Raw genomic sequence first — 16,188 nt, forward strand, 5'->3', positions numbered from 1 at the left:
GCCAGGGCCGCGGGGCCATCGATGGGGGAGAATCCGGACGGCTCGGGAGCCGCCTACGCAACGCGCAATTGTAGCCGCTTGCCCTGGCGCGATACCCGCTGTTTTCCGCATTTCTGCTTTTCGTGTTTGCGCGGGAAGGGGCAGGCGGCGGGCGTCAGCGCCGCGCCACCAGCGCCGTGCGCAGCCGCTCGCGTTCGTCGGGCGCGGCCTCGATCAGGTAGCGGATGTCGCCCGCGACGGCGGCGGCCACGGGCAGTCCGTCTCGGTACAGAATGCGATTGCCGGCCAGCGCGGGAATTTTTTCGCCGGGCAGCAGCACGCCCGCCAGGTTCAGCGGATCGGCGGCGCAGACGCAGGCCAGTTCGCCGTCCGGCTCGCGCCGACGGATGCCGCGCAGCAGCGGGATGGCCTCGGGCAGCGCGAACTGTTCGCCGGCCAGGCCGGCCACGAAGCGGCCGCCCCGCACGTCGCCGCGGGCCTCCAGGCGATGGAGCACGGGCAGCAGTTCGCGCCAGGGCGGCAGCCACCGCGCTTCCCGTTCCAGCAGGCGCCAGAACACGACGCCGTAGCGGCGCAGCAGGACCTGGGCGATGTGTTCCAGGACCTGCGGGTCCGTGCGAGGACGCTTGCCCGGTGGGACGGGGTCGGTGGCGGCGGGCCGGCGCAGCAATGCCCAGCGCCCGGCCTGGTCCATCTGGTTCAGGGCCGTACCGTGGCGCGAACGCCGCCGCTGGTGGGCGGTGCGCTGGGACGCGGGGACCAGCAGCGCGCGCAGGCCGGCGTAGCTGTCGGCGTTCGCGGCTCCCGCCGCGACCAGTTCGCCCAGCGCCGTTTCCAGTTCATTGGGCAGCAGGCGGGTATCGCCCAGCAGTTCGTCGAAGAACATCGCGCCATGGCTGGCCAGCGCGTCGCGCACCCGCTGCGCGCGCGGCGACAGCTCGGCCTGGTGGTCCGGCGGCACCAGTGCCTGCCAGGGACCAAGGTGGCGCCGGGGCAGCAGGACCATGGGTGTGGCGCGCACCGGGCCGGCCGCGGACTTGCCCTGGCCCGCCAGGCGCATCCAGACCGCCTTGCCGGCCTGGCTCAGCTCGTCCAGCCAACCGGGGGAATAGGCTTCCAGCCGCGCCGGCAGGAGGTCCGATTCCCAGGCGCCTGCGGCAGCCTCGTAGCCTTCCAGCTGGTCGATGACTTGCGGCAGCGAACCGGGTCCGTGCAGCCGGGCATCCGGCGCGACGTGCTGCCATTCCAGCAGGAAGCGCATGAAGTCCTGCCGTTCGACCGGTTCGATCTCGCGCCGCAGGCGCTTGATGGTGTAGCGGTGGATGCGGGCCAGCAGGTGCCGTTCGCACCATTCTTCCTGCCGCGCCTGCGGATGGAAGCGGCCGCGCATGACATAGCCTTCGGCTTCCAGCCGGGCAAGGGCCACGGCCACGTCGGTCTCGGGCAGCAGGAGGTCCGCGGCGATGCGCGGGAGGGCGAGCGGGCCGAAGCCGGTCAGCCGCGCGCGTACGACCTCGACCAACGCGGCCTCGGCCTCCCACGGCTCGTCGCAGCCGGCGGGCAGGGCGATGTCCGGTTCGGCGCGGGCGCCGGGGTAAAGCGCGCGCACGCAGGCCAGGCGCTCGACCGGCACCCACAGGGCGGCGTCCGGTTGCACGCACAGCCGCGTCGCCCGGCCTTCCCGGGCCAGCGTGTCCAGCCAGCCGCGCCAGCCGTCGTTGGCCGCCGCCTCGGCCTCGGTCACGCAGGCCAGGCTGGCCAGGGCTTCCTGCATTTCGTCGGTGCCGCGCACGTCGGGCCAGGCCTCGGCGGCCACCGCGTCGATGGCGCCGGCGTCCAGGGCGCCCATGTCGTCCGCCGATTCCGGATCGGTCCAGCGGCGCGCCATCACGGCCTGGGTGCGGCGTTCCTCCAGCGGCGCGTCGTCCAGGAAGGCGTAGGGCCGCGCGCTCAGGATCTCCATGGCCAGCGGCGACGGGGTAGGCAGGTCGCGCGCCACCAGTTCGACCTCCTGTTTCTCGATCCGGCGCAGCAGCGCGAGCCAGCCTTCGGCGTCCATCGCCTCGTGCAGGCAGTCGCCGATGGTCTGCGCGACCAGCGGGTGGTCGGGGATCTCGCGTTCCCCGACCACGTTCTCGAGGCAGGCGGCCTGGTCGGGAAAGACCGCGGCCAGCAGGTCGTCGCTTTTCATGCGCTGCAACTGCGGCGCGACCTTGCGGCCGCCGACGTAGCGCGGCAGCGCCAGCGCGGTGGTGGCGTTCCAGCGCCAGCGCACGTTGAACAGCGGTGCGTCCAGCAGCGCCTGCACCAGCAGGTGCTCGGCGGTGTTGGAACGCAGGTAGCGCCAGACTTCGTCCAGCGGGAAGCTGTGGCTGGTGGACAGCGACAGCACGATGGCGTCCTCGGTGGCCGCGGCCTGCAGTTCGAAGTTGAAGCTGCGGCAGAAGCGCTTGCGCAGGGCCAGGCCCCAGGCGCGGTTGAGCCGGCTGCCGAAGGGGGAATGCACGACCAGTTGCATGCCGCCCGATTCGTCGAAGAAGCGTTCCATGACCAGGGTGCCGTGGGTAGGCAGCCGGCCCAGCGTCGCCTTCGCGCGCGCCAGGTACTCGACGATCTGGCGCGCCGCCGATGCGTTCAGGCCGATCTCGTCCATCAGTGCCTGGATCGCGCCCTCGACGTCGGGTGCCGCTTGCCCCGGGCGCGCCAGCAGTTGTTCGACCCGGGCGCGCAGGCGCGAGACGCCGGCCGACAGTTCGTCGCTGCGGCCGGGCGCCTCGCCCAGCCAGAACGGAATGCTGGGGGCGGCGCCGTGCGCGTCCTCGACACGGACGCGGCCGGCTTCCACGCGCAGGATGCGGTAGGACGTATTGCCCAGCTGGAAGACGTCGCCGGCCAGGCTTTCGACCGCGAAGTCTTCGTTGACCGTGCCGACCATCAGCCCCTGGGGCTCCAGCAGCACCGTGTAGTCGGCGTTGTCGGGAATGGTGCCACCCGAGGTGATCGCGGTCAGCTTGCTGCCGCGCCGTCCGCGCAGGGCGCCCGCCACCAGGTCGCGGTGCAGATAGGCCGCGCGCACGCCCTGGCGGCCGGTATAGCCCTCGGCCAGCATGCGCAGCACGGCGTCGAACGCCGGGCGTTCCAGGTCCGCATAGGGCGCCGCGCGCCGTACCAGCGCATACAGCGCTTCCTCGCTCCACTCCTGGCTGGCGACTTCGGCCACCAGTTGCTGGGCCAGCACGTCCAGCGGCGCGACCGGTACGTGCAGGGCGTCCAGTTCGTCGCGTCGCACGCAGTCCAGCAGCGCCGCGCATTCGATCAGCTCGTCGCGCGAGGTGGGGAACAGCCGGCCCTTGGGGATCCCCCCCACGTGGTGGCCCGAGCGGCCCACCCGTTGCAGGAAGGCGGAGATCGTGCGCGGCGAGCCGACCTGGCAGACCAGGTCCACGTCGCCGATGTCTATGCCCAGTTCGAGCGAGGCGGTGGCGATCAGCACCCGCAGGTCTCCGCGCTTGAGTCGCTGCTCGGCATCGAGCCGGTGTTCCTTGGCCAGGCTGCCGTGGTGGGCGGCCACCGCTTCCTCGCCCAGGCGTTCGGCCAGGTGGCGGGCGGCCCGCTCGGCCATGCGGCGGGTGTTGACGAAGACCAGTGTGGTGCGGTGCTGCGACACCAGCTCGGCCATGCGGTCGTACACCCGGTCCCAGACGTCGGTGGCCATGACGGCTTCCAGCGGCACGGGAGGCAGCTCTAGGTCCAGGTCGCGGCGCCGAGAGTGGCCGATGTCGACGATCTCGCAGGCGTCCGCGTGCGCCGGGCCGGCCAGGAAGCGCGCCACGGCCGACAGCGGCTTCTGCGTGGCCGAGAGCCCGATGCGGACGGGCCGGCCGCCGCACAGCGCATCCAGCCGCTCCAGCGTGAGGGCCAGGTGGCTGCCCCGCTTGTTGCCCGCCAGGGCATGGATCTCGTCCACGATCACGCTGCGCACGTCGGCCAGCATGCGGCGCCCGCTGTCCGAGCCCAGCAGCACATACAGCGACTCGGGCGTGGTTACCAGGATGTGAGGCGGCCGCTTGCGCATCGCCTGCCTGGCCTGGGCCTCGGTGTCGCCGGTGCGCACGGCGGTGCGGATACCGGGGTCGGGCAGGCCCAGGCGTTCCAGTTCCGCGGCGATGCCTTCGAGCGGCGCCTGCAGATTGATGCGGATGTCGTTGGACAGTGCCTTCAGCGGCGAGACGTAGACCACCATGGTGGCGTCCGGCAGCACGCCGCCGGCGTCCACGCCCATCCGTACCAGATCGTCGATGGCGGCCAGGAAGGCCGTCAGCGTCTTGCCCGAACCGGTGGGGGCGGCCACGAGCGTCGAGCGGCCGGCACGGATGTGCGGCCAGGCGCGGCGCTGGGCCTCGGTTGCCGAGCCGAACGCCTGGCGGAACCAGGCGGCCACGGCCGGATGGAAGCTGTGCAGCGCGTCGACGGGATGGCGGGCGATGGTCATGCCCGACTATATGGGGGCGGCGCCGCGCATCGCAACCATGGGCCATGGCGTGACGCATGGGCATCTTTCGCATCCAGGGTTCTCTAGAAAACCCTAACTGTTCATAAAAACATACTGTATGTGTGTTAGAGTGCGCGCAGGAGTCGTGAGCCGGCATGAACCGGCCGCGGCGGGCGACCCAGAACATCGTCAGGAGACACAAGCATGAAAGGCGTCCTTTTCCCCTCGCGGCTCGCGCTCGCCTTGACGCTGGCGCTGGCGGCCGTGACGGCTCACGGGCAGGCGGGCAAGGCGGAGGGCGACTATCCCTCCCGGCTCGTCAGGATCGTCGTCCCGTATACGCCGGGCACGAGTCCCGACACCCTGTCCCGCCTGCTGTCCGAGAAGCTGGCGGCGCGGCTGGGCCAGAACGTGGTGGTCGAGAACAAGCCCGGGGCGGCCGCGGCCATCGGCACGGCCTATGTGGCCAAGGCCGCGCCCGACGGCTACACGATCATGATGTCCCTGAATACGCACGTCATCACGCCCGCTTCGCGCAAGACGCCCTACGATCCGGTGAAGGATTTCGCGCCCATCGGGCAGATCGCGTCCGGCCAGATGCTGGTGCTGACGAACCCGTCGACACCGGCCAAGACCTTTCCGGAGTTCGTCGCCTACCTGAAGAAGGCGGGCGACAACGCGAGCTACAGCTCGCCCGGCCCGGGCTCGACCACCCATTTGTATTCCCTGGTCCTGCAAGACATGCTGGGAACGAAGATGCGCCACATCCCGGCCAACGGCATGGGCGTGGCGGCCATGGACGTCATGCAGAACAGTTCGACCATGCTGATCAGCACGGTCGAGGCGTCGCGCGCCAACGTGGCGTCGGGCAAGCTCAAGCCCATGGCGCAGACCGGCAAGGTGCGTTCGCAGCTGGTGCCCGACGTGCCCACCGTGGCCGAGTCGGGATACCCCGACTACGACCTGTCGATCTGGGTGGGCATGTACGCGCCGGCGGGTACGCCCAAGGCCATCGTGCAGCGCCTGCACGACGAGGTCGGCGCCATCATGGGGGCGCCGCAGATGCGCAAGGAGCTGCTCGAAAAGGGATACGACGTCGTGCTGACTTCGCCCGAGGAATTTGCCGAGCTGAACCGCAAGGAGTTCGCGCGCTGGAAGGACGTGGTCGCGCGCCACGGCCTGCAGGGGGAATAGGGTCCTAGCGCGCCTTGCGCGCGGACCGGCGCGGGGGGCGTGCGGCGACGATGGCGTCCAGCCCCGCCAGCGCATAGGTCTTCAGGTGCGCGGCCAGGTCCGCGGCCGGTTGCTGGAACAGCGCCTGGATGGGGCTGTTCATGTCGCGGTGGATGATCAGCAGCACCATGCACGGCGCCATGACGCTCAGCACGCAGCGGGTCAGCGCCGGGTCCCCGGCGGGGATGCCGGTGATCTCGGCGATGATGGCGCTGATGAGCCCGAACTTCGGCAGGGCCTCGGCCTCGATGATGCCGTTCAGGTGGGGCGAGGGCGCCAGCACCTCGCGCGCCCACAGGCGGATGTGCCAGCTGTCGGCATTGAGCAGGCTGGCGGTCAGGCCATCCAGGAACACTTCCAGCTTGTGCCGCGGGGGCTGGGCGCTGTGCGCCAGGCGCGCCAGATAGTCCAGGCTGACCAGATGCCTGTGGACTTCCTTCAATAATGCCAGGTAGAGGCCGTCGCGGCTGCCGAAGTGGTAGTTGACCGCGGCCATGTTGCATTGCGCCCGTTCGCAGATGGCCTTGCTGGTGGTATCCGCGTAGCCCCGCTCGGCGAACAGTTGTCCGGCTGTCTCCAGGATGCGGGCGCGGGTGGCCTCGCCATCCATGCGCGGAGAGCGGACAGGGATAGACGGTCGGGACGTGACGGCCATGCGGAAAGGCGCCGGGGACGCGGAAGTGGGCACGTAAAAATCATACATCAAATTGAAATTTGAGTTATATAATTTGCCGACCGACGGTTTCCAAGGGCGGCGGCGATGAAGAAGGTGCTGGCAGGAGGCGTACTGGTGGCGGTAGTGCTGGCGGGGGCGGCATGGTATGTCCTTCGTCCGGCCCCCGCCCAGGATGGCCTGACGCTATACGGCAACGTCGATATCCGGCAGGTGGCGCTGGCATTCGACGGCAGCGACCGGGTGGCCCGGATGCGGGTCGAGGAAGGCGACCGGGTCAAGGCCGGCGATGTCCTGGCGGAACTGGACGGCCGTTCGCTGCGTTTGCAGCAAGCCCAGGCGCGCGCCCGTATCGCCGTGCAGGAGCAAGCGCTGCTGCGGCTGCGCAACGGTACCCGGCCCGAGGAAGTGGCCCAGGCACAGGCCCAGGTGGCGTCGGCCCAGGCGGAGGCCGAGCTGGCGGAGCAGCAGCTCGCGCGGCTTCGCGGCATCGCCGCGAACACCGGGGGACGCGGGGTCAGTCAGCAGGACCTGGACAATGCCGCGTCGCGCCTGCGGGTGGCGCGGGCGCAATGGGACAACCGCAGCAAGGGGCTGCAACTGGCGCGCGTCGGACCGCGCAAGGAAGACATCGCGCAGGCCGAGGCGCAACTGGAGGTCTCGCGGGCCGAACTGGCGCTGATCGCCTATCGCCTGGAACAGACCGAGCTGAAGGCGCCGACCGACGCCGTCGTGCGCGCCCGGCTGCTCGAGCCAGGCGACATGGCCTCGCCCCAGCGTCCCGCCTACACGTTGGCGATCACCGATCCCAAGTGGGTGCGCGTCTATGTGTCGGAGCCGCAACTGGGGCACGTCAGGCCCGGCATGGCGGCCGAGGTCGTGACCGACAGCCAGCCCGACCAGCCCATTGCCGGCCGCATCGGCTACATCTCGTCGGTGGCCGAATTCACGCCCAGGAACGTGCAGACCGAGGAACTGCGGACCAGCCTGGTCTACGAGATGCGTGTGCTGGTGGACGACCCGCAGGACCGGCTGCGGCTGGGCATGCCGGCCACCGTTCGCATCGCGCAGGATCGGCGGGGCGAGGGAGCGCCCGGGCGATGAACGAGGCCGCCGTCGTCATGGCGCGCGACGTGTGCAAGCGTTTTCCCGCCGCGCGCGGGGGGCGCGAAACCGTGGCGCTGGACGGTATCTCGCTGGACGCGCCCGCCGGCGCGCTGACCGCTCTGGTGGGACCGGACGGCGCGGGCAAGACGACCCTGTTGCGCCTGGTGGCCGGCCTGATGAAACCCGAGGGCTCGCTGCGGGTGCTGGACGTCGATGTCGCCGCGGATCCGCAGGCGGTGCAGAACCGCATCAGCTACATGCCCCAGCGATTCGGCCTGTACGAGGACCTGAGCGTGCAGGAGAACCTGGACCTGTACGCGGACCTGCATGGCGTGTCCCGGGAACAACGGCGCGGGCGCTATGCCCGCCTGCTGGAGATGACCGATCTCGGCCGTTTCACCGCCCGCCCCGCGGGCAAGCTGTCGGGCGGCATGAAGCAGAAGCTGGGGCTGGCCTGCACGCTGGTCCGGTCGCCGGAACTCCTGCTGCTGGACGAACCCACGGTGGGCGTGGACCCCCTGTCGCGCCGGGAACTGTGGCAGATCGTCCAGCAACTGGTCGACGACGAGCGCCTGTCCGTGATCGTCAGCACCACCTATCTGGACGAGGCCGAGCGCTGCGCGCGCGTGTTCGTGCTGCACGAAGGCAGGCTGCTGGCGCAGGGCCGGCCCGAGGACATCCGCCGCCCCGCGCGCGGGCTGTGCTTCGTCGCGGCACCGCCGCCGGGCGAGCCGGCCAGGCTGCTGCAGGCGCGCCTGCTCGACGACACGGCTCGCATCATCGATGCCGTGCCCCAGGGCGGCGAGGTACGGGTGATCCGCCGCGAGGCGGAGCGGGGCGCGCCCGCGCAGCAGCCGGGAGACGTCCTGGCCTGGCGGCCGGTCGAGGCTCGGCTGGAAGATGGCTTCATGGTGCTGCTGCGGGAACGCCAGCCGGAGGCGGGCACGGCGGCGCCGTTGCCCGCGCCACGCGCGCAGGCCGCAGGCGGCGAAGCCATCATCGAGGTCCGCGACCTGGTGCGCAAGTTCGGCGATTTCGTCGCCGTGGACCGCACCAGCTTCACGGTGAAGAAGGGGGAGATATTCGGCCTGCTCGGCCCCAATGGCGCGGGCAAGACGACGACCTTCCGCATGCTGTGCGGCCTGCTGCCCGCCAGCAGCGGCTTCCTGCGGGTGGCGGGCGTGGACCTGCGGACCGCGCCGGCGCGGGCGCGGCGCAGCGTGGGCTACGTGTCGCAGCGGTTCGCGCTGTACGGCAACCTGAGCGTGATGGAGAACCTGACCTTCTTCGGCAGCGCCTATGGCCTGCATGGCGAACGGCTGCGCGCGCGCATCGGGGCGGTGCTGGCCCAGTTCGGACTGCAGGACCAATCAGACGCGGCCAGCGGACGCCTGCCCGGTGGCTACAAGCAGCGGCTGGCGATGGCGGTGGCGTTGCTGCACGAACCCGACATCCTGTTCCTGGACGAGCCCACCAGCGGCGCCGACGCGCTGGCGCGGCGCGAGTTCTGGCGCCGGATCACGGCGCTGGCCGCCGACGGCACCACCGTCGTGGTGACGACGCACTTCATGGAAGAGGCGGAGTACTGCGACCGCATCGTCATCCAGGATGCCGGGCGGCTGCTGGCGCTGGGCACGCCACAGCAGGTGCGCAGGCAGGCGGGCGAGACGGACGCACGCCGCATGAACATGGAAGAGACGTTCATCGGCATCGTCGAGCGCGGCCGCAAGCGCGAGACCGCGGAGGCTGCGGCATGAGCGCATCCCCGTCCGGCGGTTTCTGGCGGCGCCTGGTCTCCTTGACCCGCAAGGAGGTACGCCAACTGCTGCGCGACCGCGCCAACCTGATGATGGGCATCGCGCTGCCCATCGTCCTGATCCTGATCTTCGGCTACGGGTTGTCGCTGGACGTGAAGAATGCGCCCGTGGCGGTGGTGCTGGACGATGCCTCGCCGGTCGCGCGCGACGTGGTGGCCGGATTGTCCACCCCGGGTTACCTGGCGCCCCGCGTGGTCGGGTCGGAGCACGAGGCTTACGCGCTGATGCGCGCGCGGGAGGTGGACGCCGCCGTGCTGGTGCCGGCGGACTTCTCGCGGCGGCTGGCCGCCGGCGACGCGCAGGTGCAGGTCCTGCTGCAAGGCGCGGACGCCAGCCGCGCGACGATGATACGCGGCTATGTCGCCGGCGCGCTGGCGTCGTGGGGCCAGAAACGGGCCGACCGGGGCGAAGCCGCGCGGCCGGCCACGGGCCAGGTCCAGGTGGTCGACCGCATGTGGTTCAACGCCGCCAACACCAGCACGTGGTATCTCGTGCCCGGGCTGATCGTGCTGATCATGACGCTGGTGGGCGCCTTCCTGACGGCGCTCGTCATGGCGCGCGAGTGGGAACGGGGCACGCTGGAGTCGCTGTTCGTCACGCCGGTGCGTCCGGTGGAAGTGCTGCTGGCCAAGATCATTCCCTATTTCTGCGTGGGGATGATCGGGCTGGCGCTGTGCCTGGCCGCGGCGGCATTCCTGTTCCACGTGCCCATGTACGGATCGCTGCTGATCCTGCTGCTGAGCGCCATGCTTTATCTGTTCGTCGCGCTGGGCATCGGCCTGGTGATCTCGTCGGTGACCCGGAACCAGTTCCTGGCCAGCCAGGTGGCCCTGATCGCGAGTTTCCTGCCGGCCCTGATGCTGTCCGGCTTCATGTTCGATCTGCGCAACGTGCCGACGGCCATCCGGATCATCGGGCAAATCCTGCCCGCCACCTATTTCATGGAACTGATCAAGTCGCTGTTCCTGGCCGGCAACAACTGGCCGCTGATCACCAGGAACTGCGCCATCCTGGCGGCCTACGCCGTGGTGCTGCTGGGCGTGGCGCGGCTGGTCACGCGCAAGAGGCTGGACTGACATGGATGACTTCATCGACTTCTGGCGACGCCTGGTCCAGCTGTGCCGCAAGGAGCTGCTGGCCATCCTGAAGGACCCCGCCAACCGGGCCATCCTGGTCGTTCCCGCCTTGCTCCAGAGTTTCGTGTTCGGCTATGCCGCGACCTACAACCTGACGAACGTGCCGTACGCGGTGCTGGACCAGAGCCAGGGCGCGGCGTCGGCCCGGCTGCTGGCGCGCCTGGACGGCACCGGGGTCTTCCACCGCGTCGCCACGCTGACGGCGCCCCGGGACATCGCGCGCGTGGTGGATGCCGGCGACGCGCTGCTGGTCCTGCAGTTCGGGCCGGACTTCGAGGCCCGGCTGGCGCAGGGGCAGGACGCCCCCTTGCAGGTCATCCTGGACGGCCGCAACTCGACCACTGCCGGCCAGGCATCCGCCCACGTCGCCCAGATCGTGGCGGCCTACAACGCCGAGCTGCGCGGCGGCGGGATGCCGGTCACCGCCGTGCCGCGCGTCTGGTACAACCCCAACCTCGAGACGCGCTGGAACATCATGCCGGCGCTGATCGCCGCGCTCAGCATGATGCAGACCCTGATGCTGACCGCGCTCTCGGTCGCGCGCGAGCGCGAGCAGGGCACGTTCGACCAGTTGCTCGTGACGCCCTACACACCCATGGAGATCATGCTGGGGAAGGCCGTGCCACCGGTCCTGATCGGCCTCGTGCAGTCGTCCATCATCCTGTGCGTCGCGCTGTTCTGGTTCCGCATTCCCATGGCCGGGTCGCTGGCGACGCTTTACGCGGGCCTGGCGATCTTCACAGTGGCCTGCGTGGGAATCGGGCTGTCCATCTCGGCGGTCTCGGCCAACATGCAGCAGGCCATGCTCTATACCTTCGTGCTGATCATGCCGCTGATGCTGCTGTCGGGCCTGGCCACGCCGGTGCGCAACATGCCCGATCCCCTGCAGGCCGCGACCCTGGCGAATCCGCTGCGCTTCGCCATCGATCTCGTGCAGCGGGTGTATCTGGAAGGCGCCGGCCTGGCGTCGCTGTGGCGCAATCTCGTGCCCATGTTCGTCCTGGGCGCGGTCACGCTGCCGCTGGCGGCATGGCTGTTCCGCCATCGTCTGGTTTGACTGGAGGCAAGCATGGCATGCGATCCCATCCGCCGGTCCCGTCCCTTTCTGCAAGCGGCCGTGCTCGCGTTGTTGCTGGGCGGCTGCGCGGCCGTGGGGCCGGACTTCACGGCGCCCACGCCCGCACAGCCGGCGGACTGGAACAGTTGGCGCGGCGGCCCCGAGGACCTGCGCGATCCGGTCTCCACGGCGCCGCCGCCTGAGCGCTGGTGGGAGACCTTCCAGGATGCGCGGCTGGATGCGCTGCTGGCCCGGGCGCGCGAGGCGAGCCCCGACCTGCGCACCGCGGCGCTGCGCTTCGCCCAGAGCCGGCTCATGCGGCAGACGGTGGCCGCGCAGCGCGGGCCGGACGTGGGCCTGTCGGCGGGCGTGTCGCGCCAGCGCCAGAGCGAATACGGCGCCGGTACCCGCCTGTTGGACGCCATCGCGCCCAACAACCGCGAGCAGCTCGTGTCGGCGCTGAGCGACCCGTTCACGCTGTACCAGGCGGGGTTCGATGCGTCCTGGGAACTCGATCTGTGGGGCCGGGTCGCGCGCTCGGTCGAGGCCGCCGACGCCGACGTGGCCGCCTCGGCGGCGGCGCTGGCGCAGGCGCGGCTGTCGGTGGCGAGCGAGATCGCCCGCAACTACTTCGAACTGCGCGGCACCCGCTCGCAACTGCGGTGGCTGCAAGAGGACATCGCCGCGGCCCGGGAGTCCCTGGACATCCTTCAGGCGCGGCGCGACGGCGGGCAGATCGACGCGCTGGACGTGTCGCGGCAGCAGGCGCTGCTGGCCGACCTGAACGGGCGGCTGGCACCTTTGCGCGCGCAGGAGGCCGCGGCGGCCAATCGCATCGGCCTCCTGGTCGGCCAGCCTCCCGGCGCGCTGCGGGACGTGTTGAGCGAAACGGGGGACGCGGACACTGCCATGCCCGACCTGGAGCTGGGGCTGCCTTCCCAGGTGGCGCTGCGCCGGCCCGACATACGGGCGGCCGAGGCCCGGCTGCACGCGGCCACGGCCGACATCGGCATCGCCACGGCCGACCTGTATCCGCGCATCGTGCTGGGCGCGAGCTTCGGCTACGAGTCGTTCAAGGATGGCAAGTTCGGCGAATGGGGCAGCCGGCGCTGGTCGGTGGGGCCCAGACTGTCGCTGCCGCTGTTCGACCAGGGGCGCCGCCGCACCACCGTGGCGCTGCGCGAACTGGCGCAGCAGGAGGCGGCGGCGTCCTACCAGCAGACGGTGCTGCGGGCGTGGCAGGAGATCGACGATGCCTTGACCGGCTACGGTGCCGAACGCCGGCGCAATCTGGAATTGCAGCGCAAGCTGCGCGCGAGCGGCGACGCCCTCGACCTGGCCCGGGCGCGCCACGCCGGCGGGATGACGGACTTCCTGCCGGAGCTCGACGCCCGGCGCACGCTGCTGCAGGCCAGGCGCGACCTCGCGCAAAGCGACAGCCAGCTGCGGATCGGGCTGGTCGCGGTCTACAAGGCCATAGGCGGGGGCGGGCAGGTCGCGCCGCGGGCTCCCGGCTCCTGATCGCGACATCTGTTACGAATCCGCGATCCCGCGCCCCGCGTGCCTTCCGGCCCGGCGGCGGGGTGCGGCCTTTCCATCCCCTATTGCCAGATGCGGCGCGGCGCCTTAATTTGGAGCCATCGGGGCGCCCCGAGCAAGGACAAGGACCATGATCTATCGCAAACCGTCCAATGCCATGTGGATCGACGCGGTCAGGCTGCTGGAGCAGGCGGACAACCTGCATCGCCAGTTCTTCCGTCCGGGCCAAGGCGGACCCCAGGGGCCCACCTGGGAACCCCCCATCGACATCTTCGAGACCGGCCGCGCCTTGTCCGTGCTGGTCGCGCTGCCCGGCGTCGCGCCCGACCAGGTCCAGGTGCTGATCGACGGGGCGACGCTGACCGTGGTGGGCGAACGCCCCTTGCCGGCGCCGGCCGAGGCCCACATCCGCCGCATAGAAATTCCCTACGGCCGTTTCGAGCGGCGCATCGCGCTGCCGCCGGGCGCCTTCGAAATCCGGGAGCACAGGATGGTGGACGGCTGCCTCCTGTTGACCCTGCTCAAGCTGGGATAGGCAGGCGGCACGCCGCAACTCGAACCAGGGACAGGTAAGAAGCCATGGCAAACGAATTTCGAGACCAACAATCGGGACAGGAACGGCAGGAGGCGCCGGGTGCGCAGCCCGCGAGCCAGGGGGCCGCGCCGTCGATCGCGCTGCCGTCGGATGCGCTGACGCTGATCCCGGTGCGCAATCTCGTGCTCTTTCCGGGATTGGTGGCGCCCATTTCCATCGGCCGCGACAGCACCGTGCGCGGCGCGCAGGAAGCCGCGCGGGCCAGCCGCCAGGTGGGCGTGGTGCTGCAACGCGATCCGGAGGCCGAGGAGCTGGGCGACGGCGACCTCCATCCCATGGGGACGGTGGCCAACGTGATGCGCTACGTGACCACGCCCGACGGCACGCATCACGTCATCTGCCAGGGTGTGCAGCGTTTCCGCATCATCGAGCTGCTGCAGGGCTATCCGTTCATGGTGGCGCGGGTCCAGCGCTTCGAGGATCCCGAGATCATGACCTCGGACATCGAGGCGCGCCTGATCCAGCTCAAGGCGCGCGCGCTGGACATCCTGCAGTTGTTGCCGCAGGCGCCGGCCGAACTGGCGGGCTCGATCCAGAATATGACCTCGGCGCCGCTGCTGACGGATTTCATTGCCGGGCTGATGGAGATCAAGCCCGAGGAAAAGCAGGACGTGCTCGAGACCGTGGACGTCGTGGCCCGGGCCGACAAGGTGCTGGCCCTGATGATGCATCAGATCGAGGTGCTGCGCATCAGCCGCGACATCGACCAGCAGACCAAGGCGCGCTTCGAGGACCGCCAGCGCGAGGTGATGCTGCGCGAGCAGCTCAAGACCATCCAGCAGGAACTGGGCGAGACCGAGGGCAACGGCGCCGAACTGGCCGAGCTGGGCGAGCGCATCGCCAAGGCGGGGATGCCGGAAGAAGCCGAGAAGCAGGCGCGCAAGGAACTCAAGAGGCTCGAGGGCATACCCGAGGCATCGGGCGAATACTCGATGATCCGTACCTACCTGGACTGGCTGATCGAGCTGCCCTGGTCGGTATCCACCGACGACCGCATCGACATCGCCGAGGCCCGCCGGATCCTGGACGAGGACCACTACGGGCTGGACAAGATCAAGCGCCGCATCCTGGAATACCTGGCCGTGCGCAAGCTCAATCCCGCCGGCAAGAGTCCGGTGCTGTGCTTCTCGGGGCCGCCCGGGGTGGGCAAGACCTCGCTGGGCCAGAGCATCGCCAAGGCCACCGGACGCAAGTTCGTGCGGCTGAGCCTGGGGGGCGTGCACGACGAGGCCGAGATACGCGGCCATCGGCGCACCTATATCGGCGCGTTGCCGGGCAACGTGATCCAGGCCATCCACAAGGCCGGTTCGAACAACTGCGTGATGATGCTGGACGAGGTGGACAAGCTGGGCGCCAGCGCGCAGGGCGATCCCGCCGCCGCGCTGCTGGAGGTGCTCGATCCCGAGCAGCACGACACCTTCCGCGACAACTACCTGGGCGTGCCGTTCGATCTGTCCAAGGTGCTGTTCATCGCGACGGCCAACGTGCTCGACGCCATCCCCGGCCCGCTGCGCGATCGCATGGAGATCATCACGCTGCCGGGCTACACCGAGGAAGAGAAGGCCCAGATCGCGCGCCGCTACCTGGTGCCGCGCCAGCTCGAGGCCAATGGCCTGACGCCCGCGCAGGGCGAGATCACCGACGCGGCCATCCACGAGGTGATCAACGGCTATACCCGCGAAGCCGGCGTGCGCAATCTCGAGCGGGAAATCGGCAGTACCTTCCGCCATGCCGCCATGAGCGTGGCCGAAGGAACCGCGCAGCACGTGCGCATCGACGTGGACGAGGTGCACGCGATCCTGGGCGCGCCGCGCTTCGAAAGCGAGATCGCCATGCGCACCGGCATGCCGGGCGTGGCCACGGGCCTGGCCTGGACGCCGGTCGGAGGCGACATCCTGTTCATCGAGGCCAGCCGCACGCCAGGCAACGGCAGGCTGATCCTGACCGGGCAACTGGGCGAAGTGATGCGCGAAAGCGTGCAGGCGGCCCTGACGCTGCTCAAGGGCCGGGCGGCTTCGATGAACGTCGATCCCGCGCTGTTCGAGCACAACGACATCCACGTCCACGTGCCGGCGGGCGCGATTCCCAAGGACGGTCCCAGCGCCGGGGTGGCGATGTTCGTCGCGCTGACCTCGCTGATGACCGACAAGCCGGTCCCCTCGGACCGGGCGATGACGGGCGAGATCAGCCTGCGCGGATTGGTGCTGCCGGTCGGGGGCATCAAGGAAAAGGTACTGGCTGCGTTGCGGGCCGGCATCAAGACCGTGCTGTTGCCGGCGCGCAACCGCAAGGACGTCGACGACATCCCCGAGGAATCGCGCCAGCAGCTCCAGTTCATTTTCCTGGAGACGGTCGAGGATGCGATCCGCGCGGTGACGCCGGCGGACAGGCAGGGGGAGACGGTGGCCGGCTGATGGCCGGGGGGCCATTCGTCGGCTGGGAATGTCGATTCGGCCGCCGGGGTTGCGGTGTCGGGATCCTGACAAATAAGATCGTTCGCGTACGACAAACGCACGGTTTCGGTCGTTTGCCGAGTTCT

10 protein-coding genes are annotated in these 16,188 nt (G+C 70.0%); 8 read left to right on the forward strand and 2 right to left on the reverse strand.

Going from position 1 to position 16,188, the window contains the following annotated elements; genetic code table 11:
• Positions 1–154: 154 nt before the first annotated feature.
• Positions 155–4,492: a DEAD/DEAH box helicase gene (locus EGT29_RS07670; protein ID WP_124688459.1), complete on the reverse strand. Its 4,338-nt coding sequence runs from the start codon at positions 4,490–4,492 to the stop codon at positions 155–157.
• Positions 4,493–4,696: 204 nt separating this feature from the next.
• On the opposite strand from EGT29_RS07670, the gene EGT29_RS07675 reads away from it, so the two are divergent.
• A complete protein-coding gene (locus tag EGT29_RS07675) occupies positions 4,697–5,686 on the forward strand; it encodes a tripartite tricarboxylate transporter substrate binding protein (protein WP_124688460.1) in 990 nt (329 codons plus the stop codon).
• A gap of 4 nt (positions 5,687–5,690) precedes the next feature.
• Here EGT29_RS07675 and EGT29_RS07680 read toward each other — a convergent pair whose 3' ends face one another.
• The gene (locus tag EGT29_RS07680; protein WP_238160325.1) at positions 5,691–6,335 is read right to left on the reverse strand and encodes a TetR/AcrR family transcriptional regulator; all 645 of its coding nucleotides are present in this window, start codon (positions 6,333–6,335) and stop codon (positions 5,691–5,693) included.
• A gap of 150 nt (positions 6,336–6,485) precedes the next feature.
• On the opposite strand from EGT29_RS07680, the gene EGT29_RS07685 reads away from it, so the two are divergent.
• The 7 genes from EGT29_RS07685 to lon all read left to right on the forward strand — a co-directional run bounded on the left by EGT29_RS07685 (position 6,486) and on the right by lon (position 16,063).
• Complete coding sequence (locus tag EGT29_RS07685) at positions 6,486–7,502, forward strand: HlyD family efflux transporter periplasmic adaptor subunit (protein ID WP_124688461.1); 1,017 nt, start codon at positions 6,486–6,488, stop codon at positions 7,500–7,502.
• Positions 7,499–9,262, forward strand: coding sequence for an ATP-binding cassette domain-containing protein (locus EGT29_RS07690; RefSeq protein ID WP_124688462.1), 1,764 nt, complete (start codon positions 7,499–7,501; stop codon positions 9,260–9,262). Before EGT29_RS07685 ends, EGT29_RS07690 begins: the two co-directional genes overlap by 4 nt.
• On the forward strand, positions 9,259–10,398 hold the full coding sequence (locus EGT29_RS07695) for an ABC transporter permease (RefSeq protein ID WP_124688463.1): 1,140 nt from the start codon (positions 9,259–9,261) through the stop codon (positions 10,396–10,398). The genes EGT29_RS07690 and EGT29_RS07695 overlap by 4 nt, the downstream gene beginning before the upstream one ends.
• Position 10,399: 1 nt before the next feature.
• On the forward strand, positions 10,400–11,515 hold the full coding sequence (locus tag EGT29_RS07700) for an ABC transporter permease (protein ID WP_124688464.1): 1,116 nt from the start codon (positions 10,400–10,402) through the stop codon (positions 11,513–11,515).
• Between the two features lie 12 nt (positions 11,516–11,527).
• On the forward strand, positions 11,528–13,036 hold the full coding sequence (locus EGT29_RS07705; protein ID WP_124688465.1) for an efflux transporter outer membrane subunit: 1,509 nt from the start codon (positions 11,528–11,530) through the stop codon (positions 13,034–13,036).
• A gap of 148 nt (positions 13,037–13,184) precedes the next feature.
• The gene (locus EGT29_RS07710; protein ID WP_124688466.1) at positions 13,185–13,589 is read left to right on the forward strand and encodes an Hsp20/alpha crystallin family protein; all 405 of its coding nucleotides are present in this window, start codon (positions 13,185–13,187) and stop codon (positions 13,587–13,589) included.
• A 44-nt stretch (positions 13,590–13,633) separates the two neighbouring features.
• Positions 13,634–16,063, forward strand: a complete 2,430-nt coding sequence (lon, locus tag EGT29_RS07715; protein WP_124688467.1) for an endopeptidase La — start codon at positions 13,634–13,636, stop codon at positions 16,061–16,063.
• Positions 16,064–16,188: the final 125 nt, after the last annotated feature.

Source organism: Pigmentiphaga sp. H8, assembly GCF_003854895.1.
Lineage (GTDB): Bacteria > Pseudomonadota > Gammaproteobacteria > Burkholderiales > Burkholderiaceae_B > Pigmentiphaga.

Excerpts from the sequence above, each read along its gene's own strand:
- EGT29_RS07700 (WP_124688464.1), top strand. The coding sequence starts at position 10,400 with ATGGATGACTTCATCGACTTCTGGCGACGCCTGGTCCAGCTGTGCCGC.
- EGT29_RS07675 (WP_124688460.1), top strand. The coding sequence starts at position 4,697 with ATGAAAGGCGTCCTTTTCCCCTCGCGGCTCGCGCTCGCCTTGACGCTG.
- EGT29_RS07695 (WP_124688463.1), top strand. The coding sequence starts at position 9,259 with ATGAGCGCATCCCCGTCCGGCGGTTTCTGGCGGCGCCTGGTCTCCTTG.
- EGT29_RS07705 (WP_124688465.1), top strand. The coding sequence starts at position 11,528 with ATGGCATGCGATCCCATCCGCCGGTCCCGTCCCTTTCTGCAAGCGGCC.
- EGT29_RS07670 (WP_124688459.1), bottom strand. The coding sequence starts at position 4,492 with ATGACCATCGCCCGCCATCCCGTCGACGCGCTGCACAGCTTCCATCCG.
- lon (WP_124688467.1), top strand. The coding sequence starts at position 13,634 with ATGGCAAACGAATTTCGAGACCAACAATCGGGACAGGAACGGCAGGAG.
- EGT29_RS07680 (WP_238160325.1), bottom strand. The coding sequence starts at position 6,335 with ATGGATGGCGAGGCCACCCGCGCCCGCATCCTGGAGACAGCCGGACAA.
- EGT29_RS07685 (WP_124688461.1), top strand. The coding sequence starts at position 6,486 with ATGAAGAAGGTGCTGGCAGGAGGCGTACTGGTGGCGGTAGTGCTGGCG.
- EGT29_RS07690 (WP_124688462.1), top strand. The coding sequence starts at position 7,499 with ATGAACGAGGCCGCCGTCGTCATGGCGCGCGACGTGTGCAAGCGTTTT.
- EGT29_RS07710 (WP_124688466.1), top strand. The coding sequence starts at position 13,185 with ATGATCTATCGCAAACCGTCCAATGCCATGTGGATCGACGCGGTCAGG.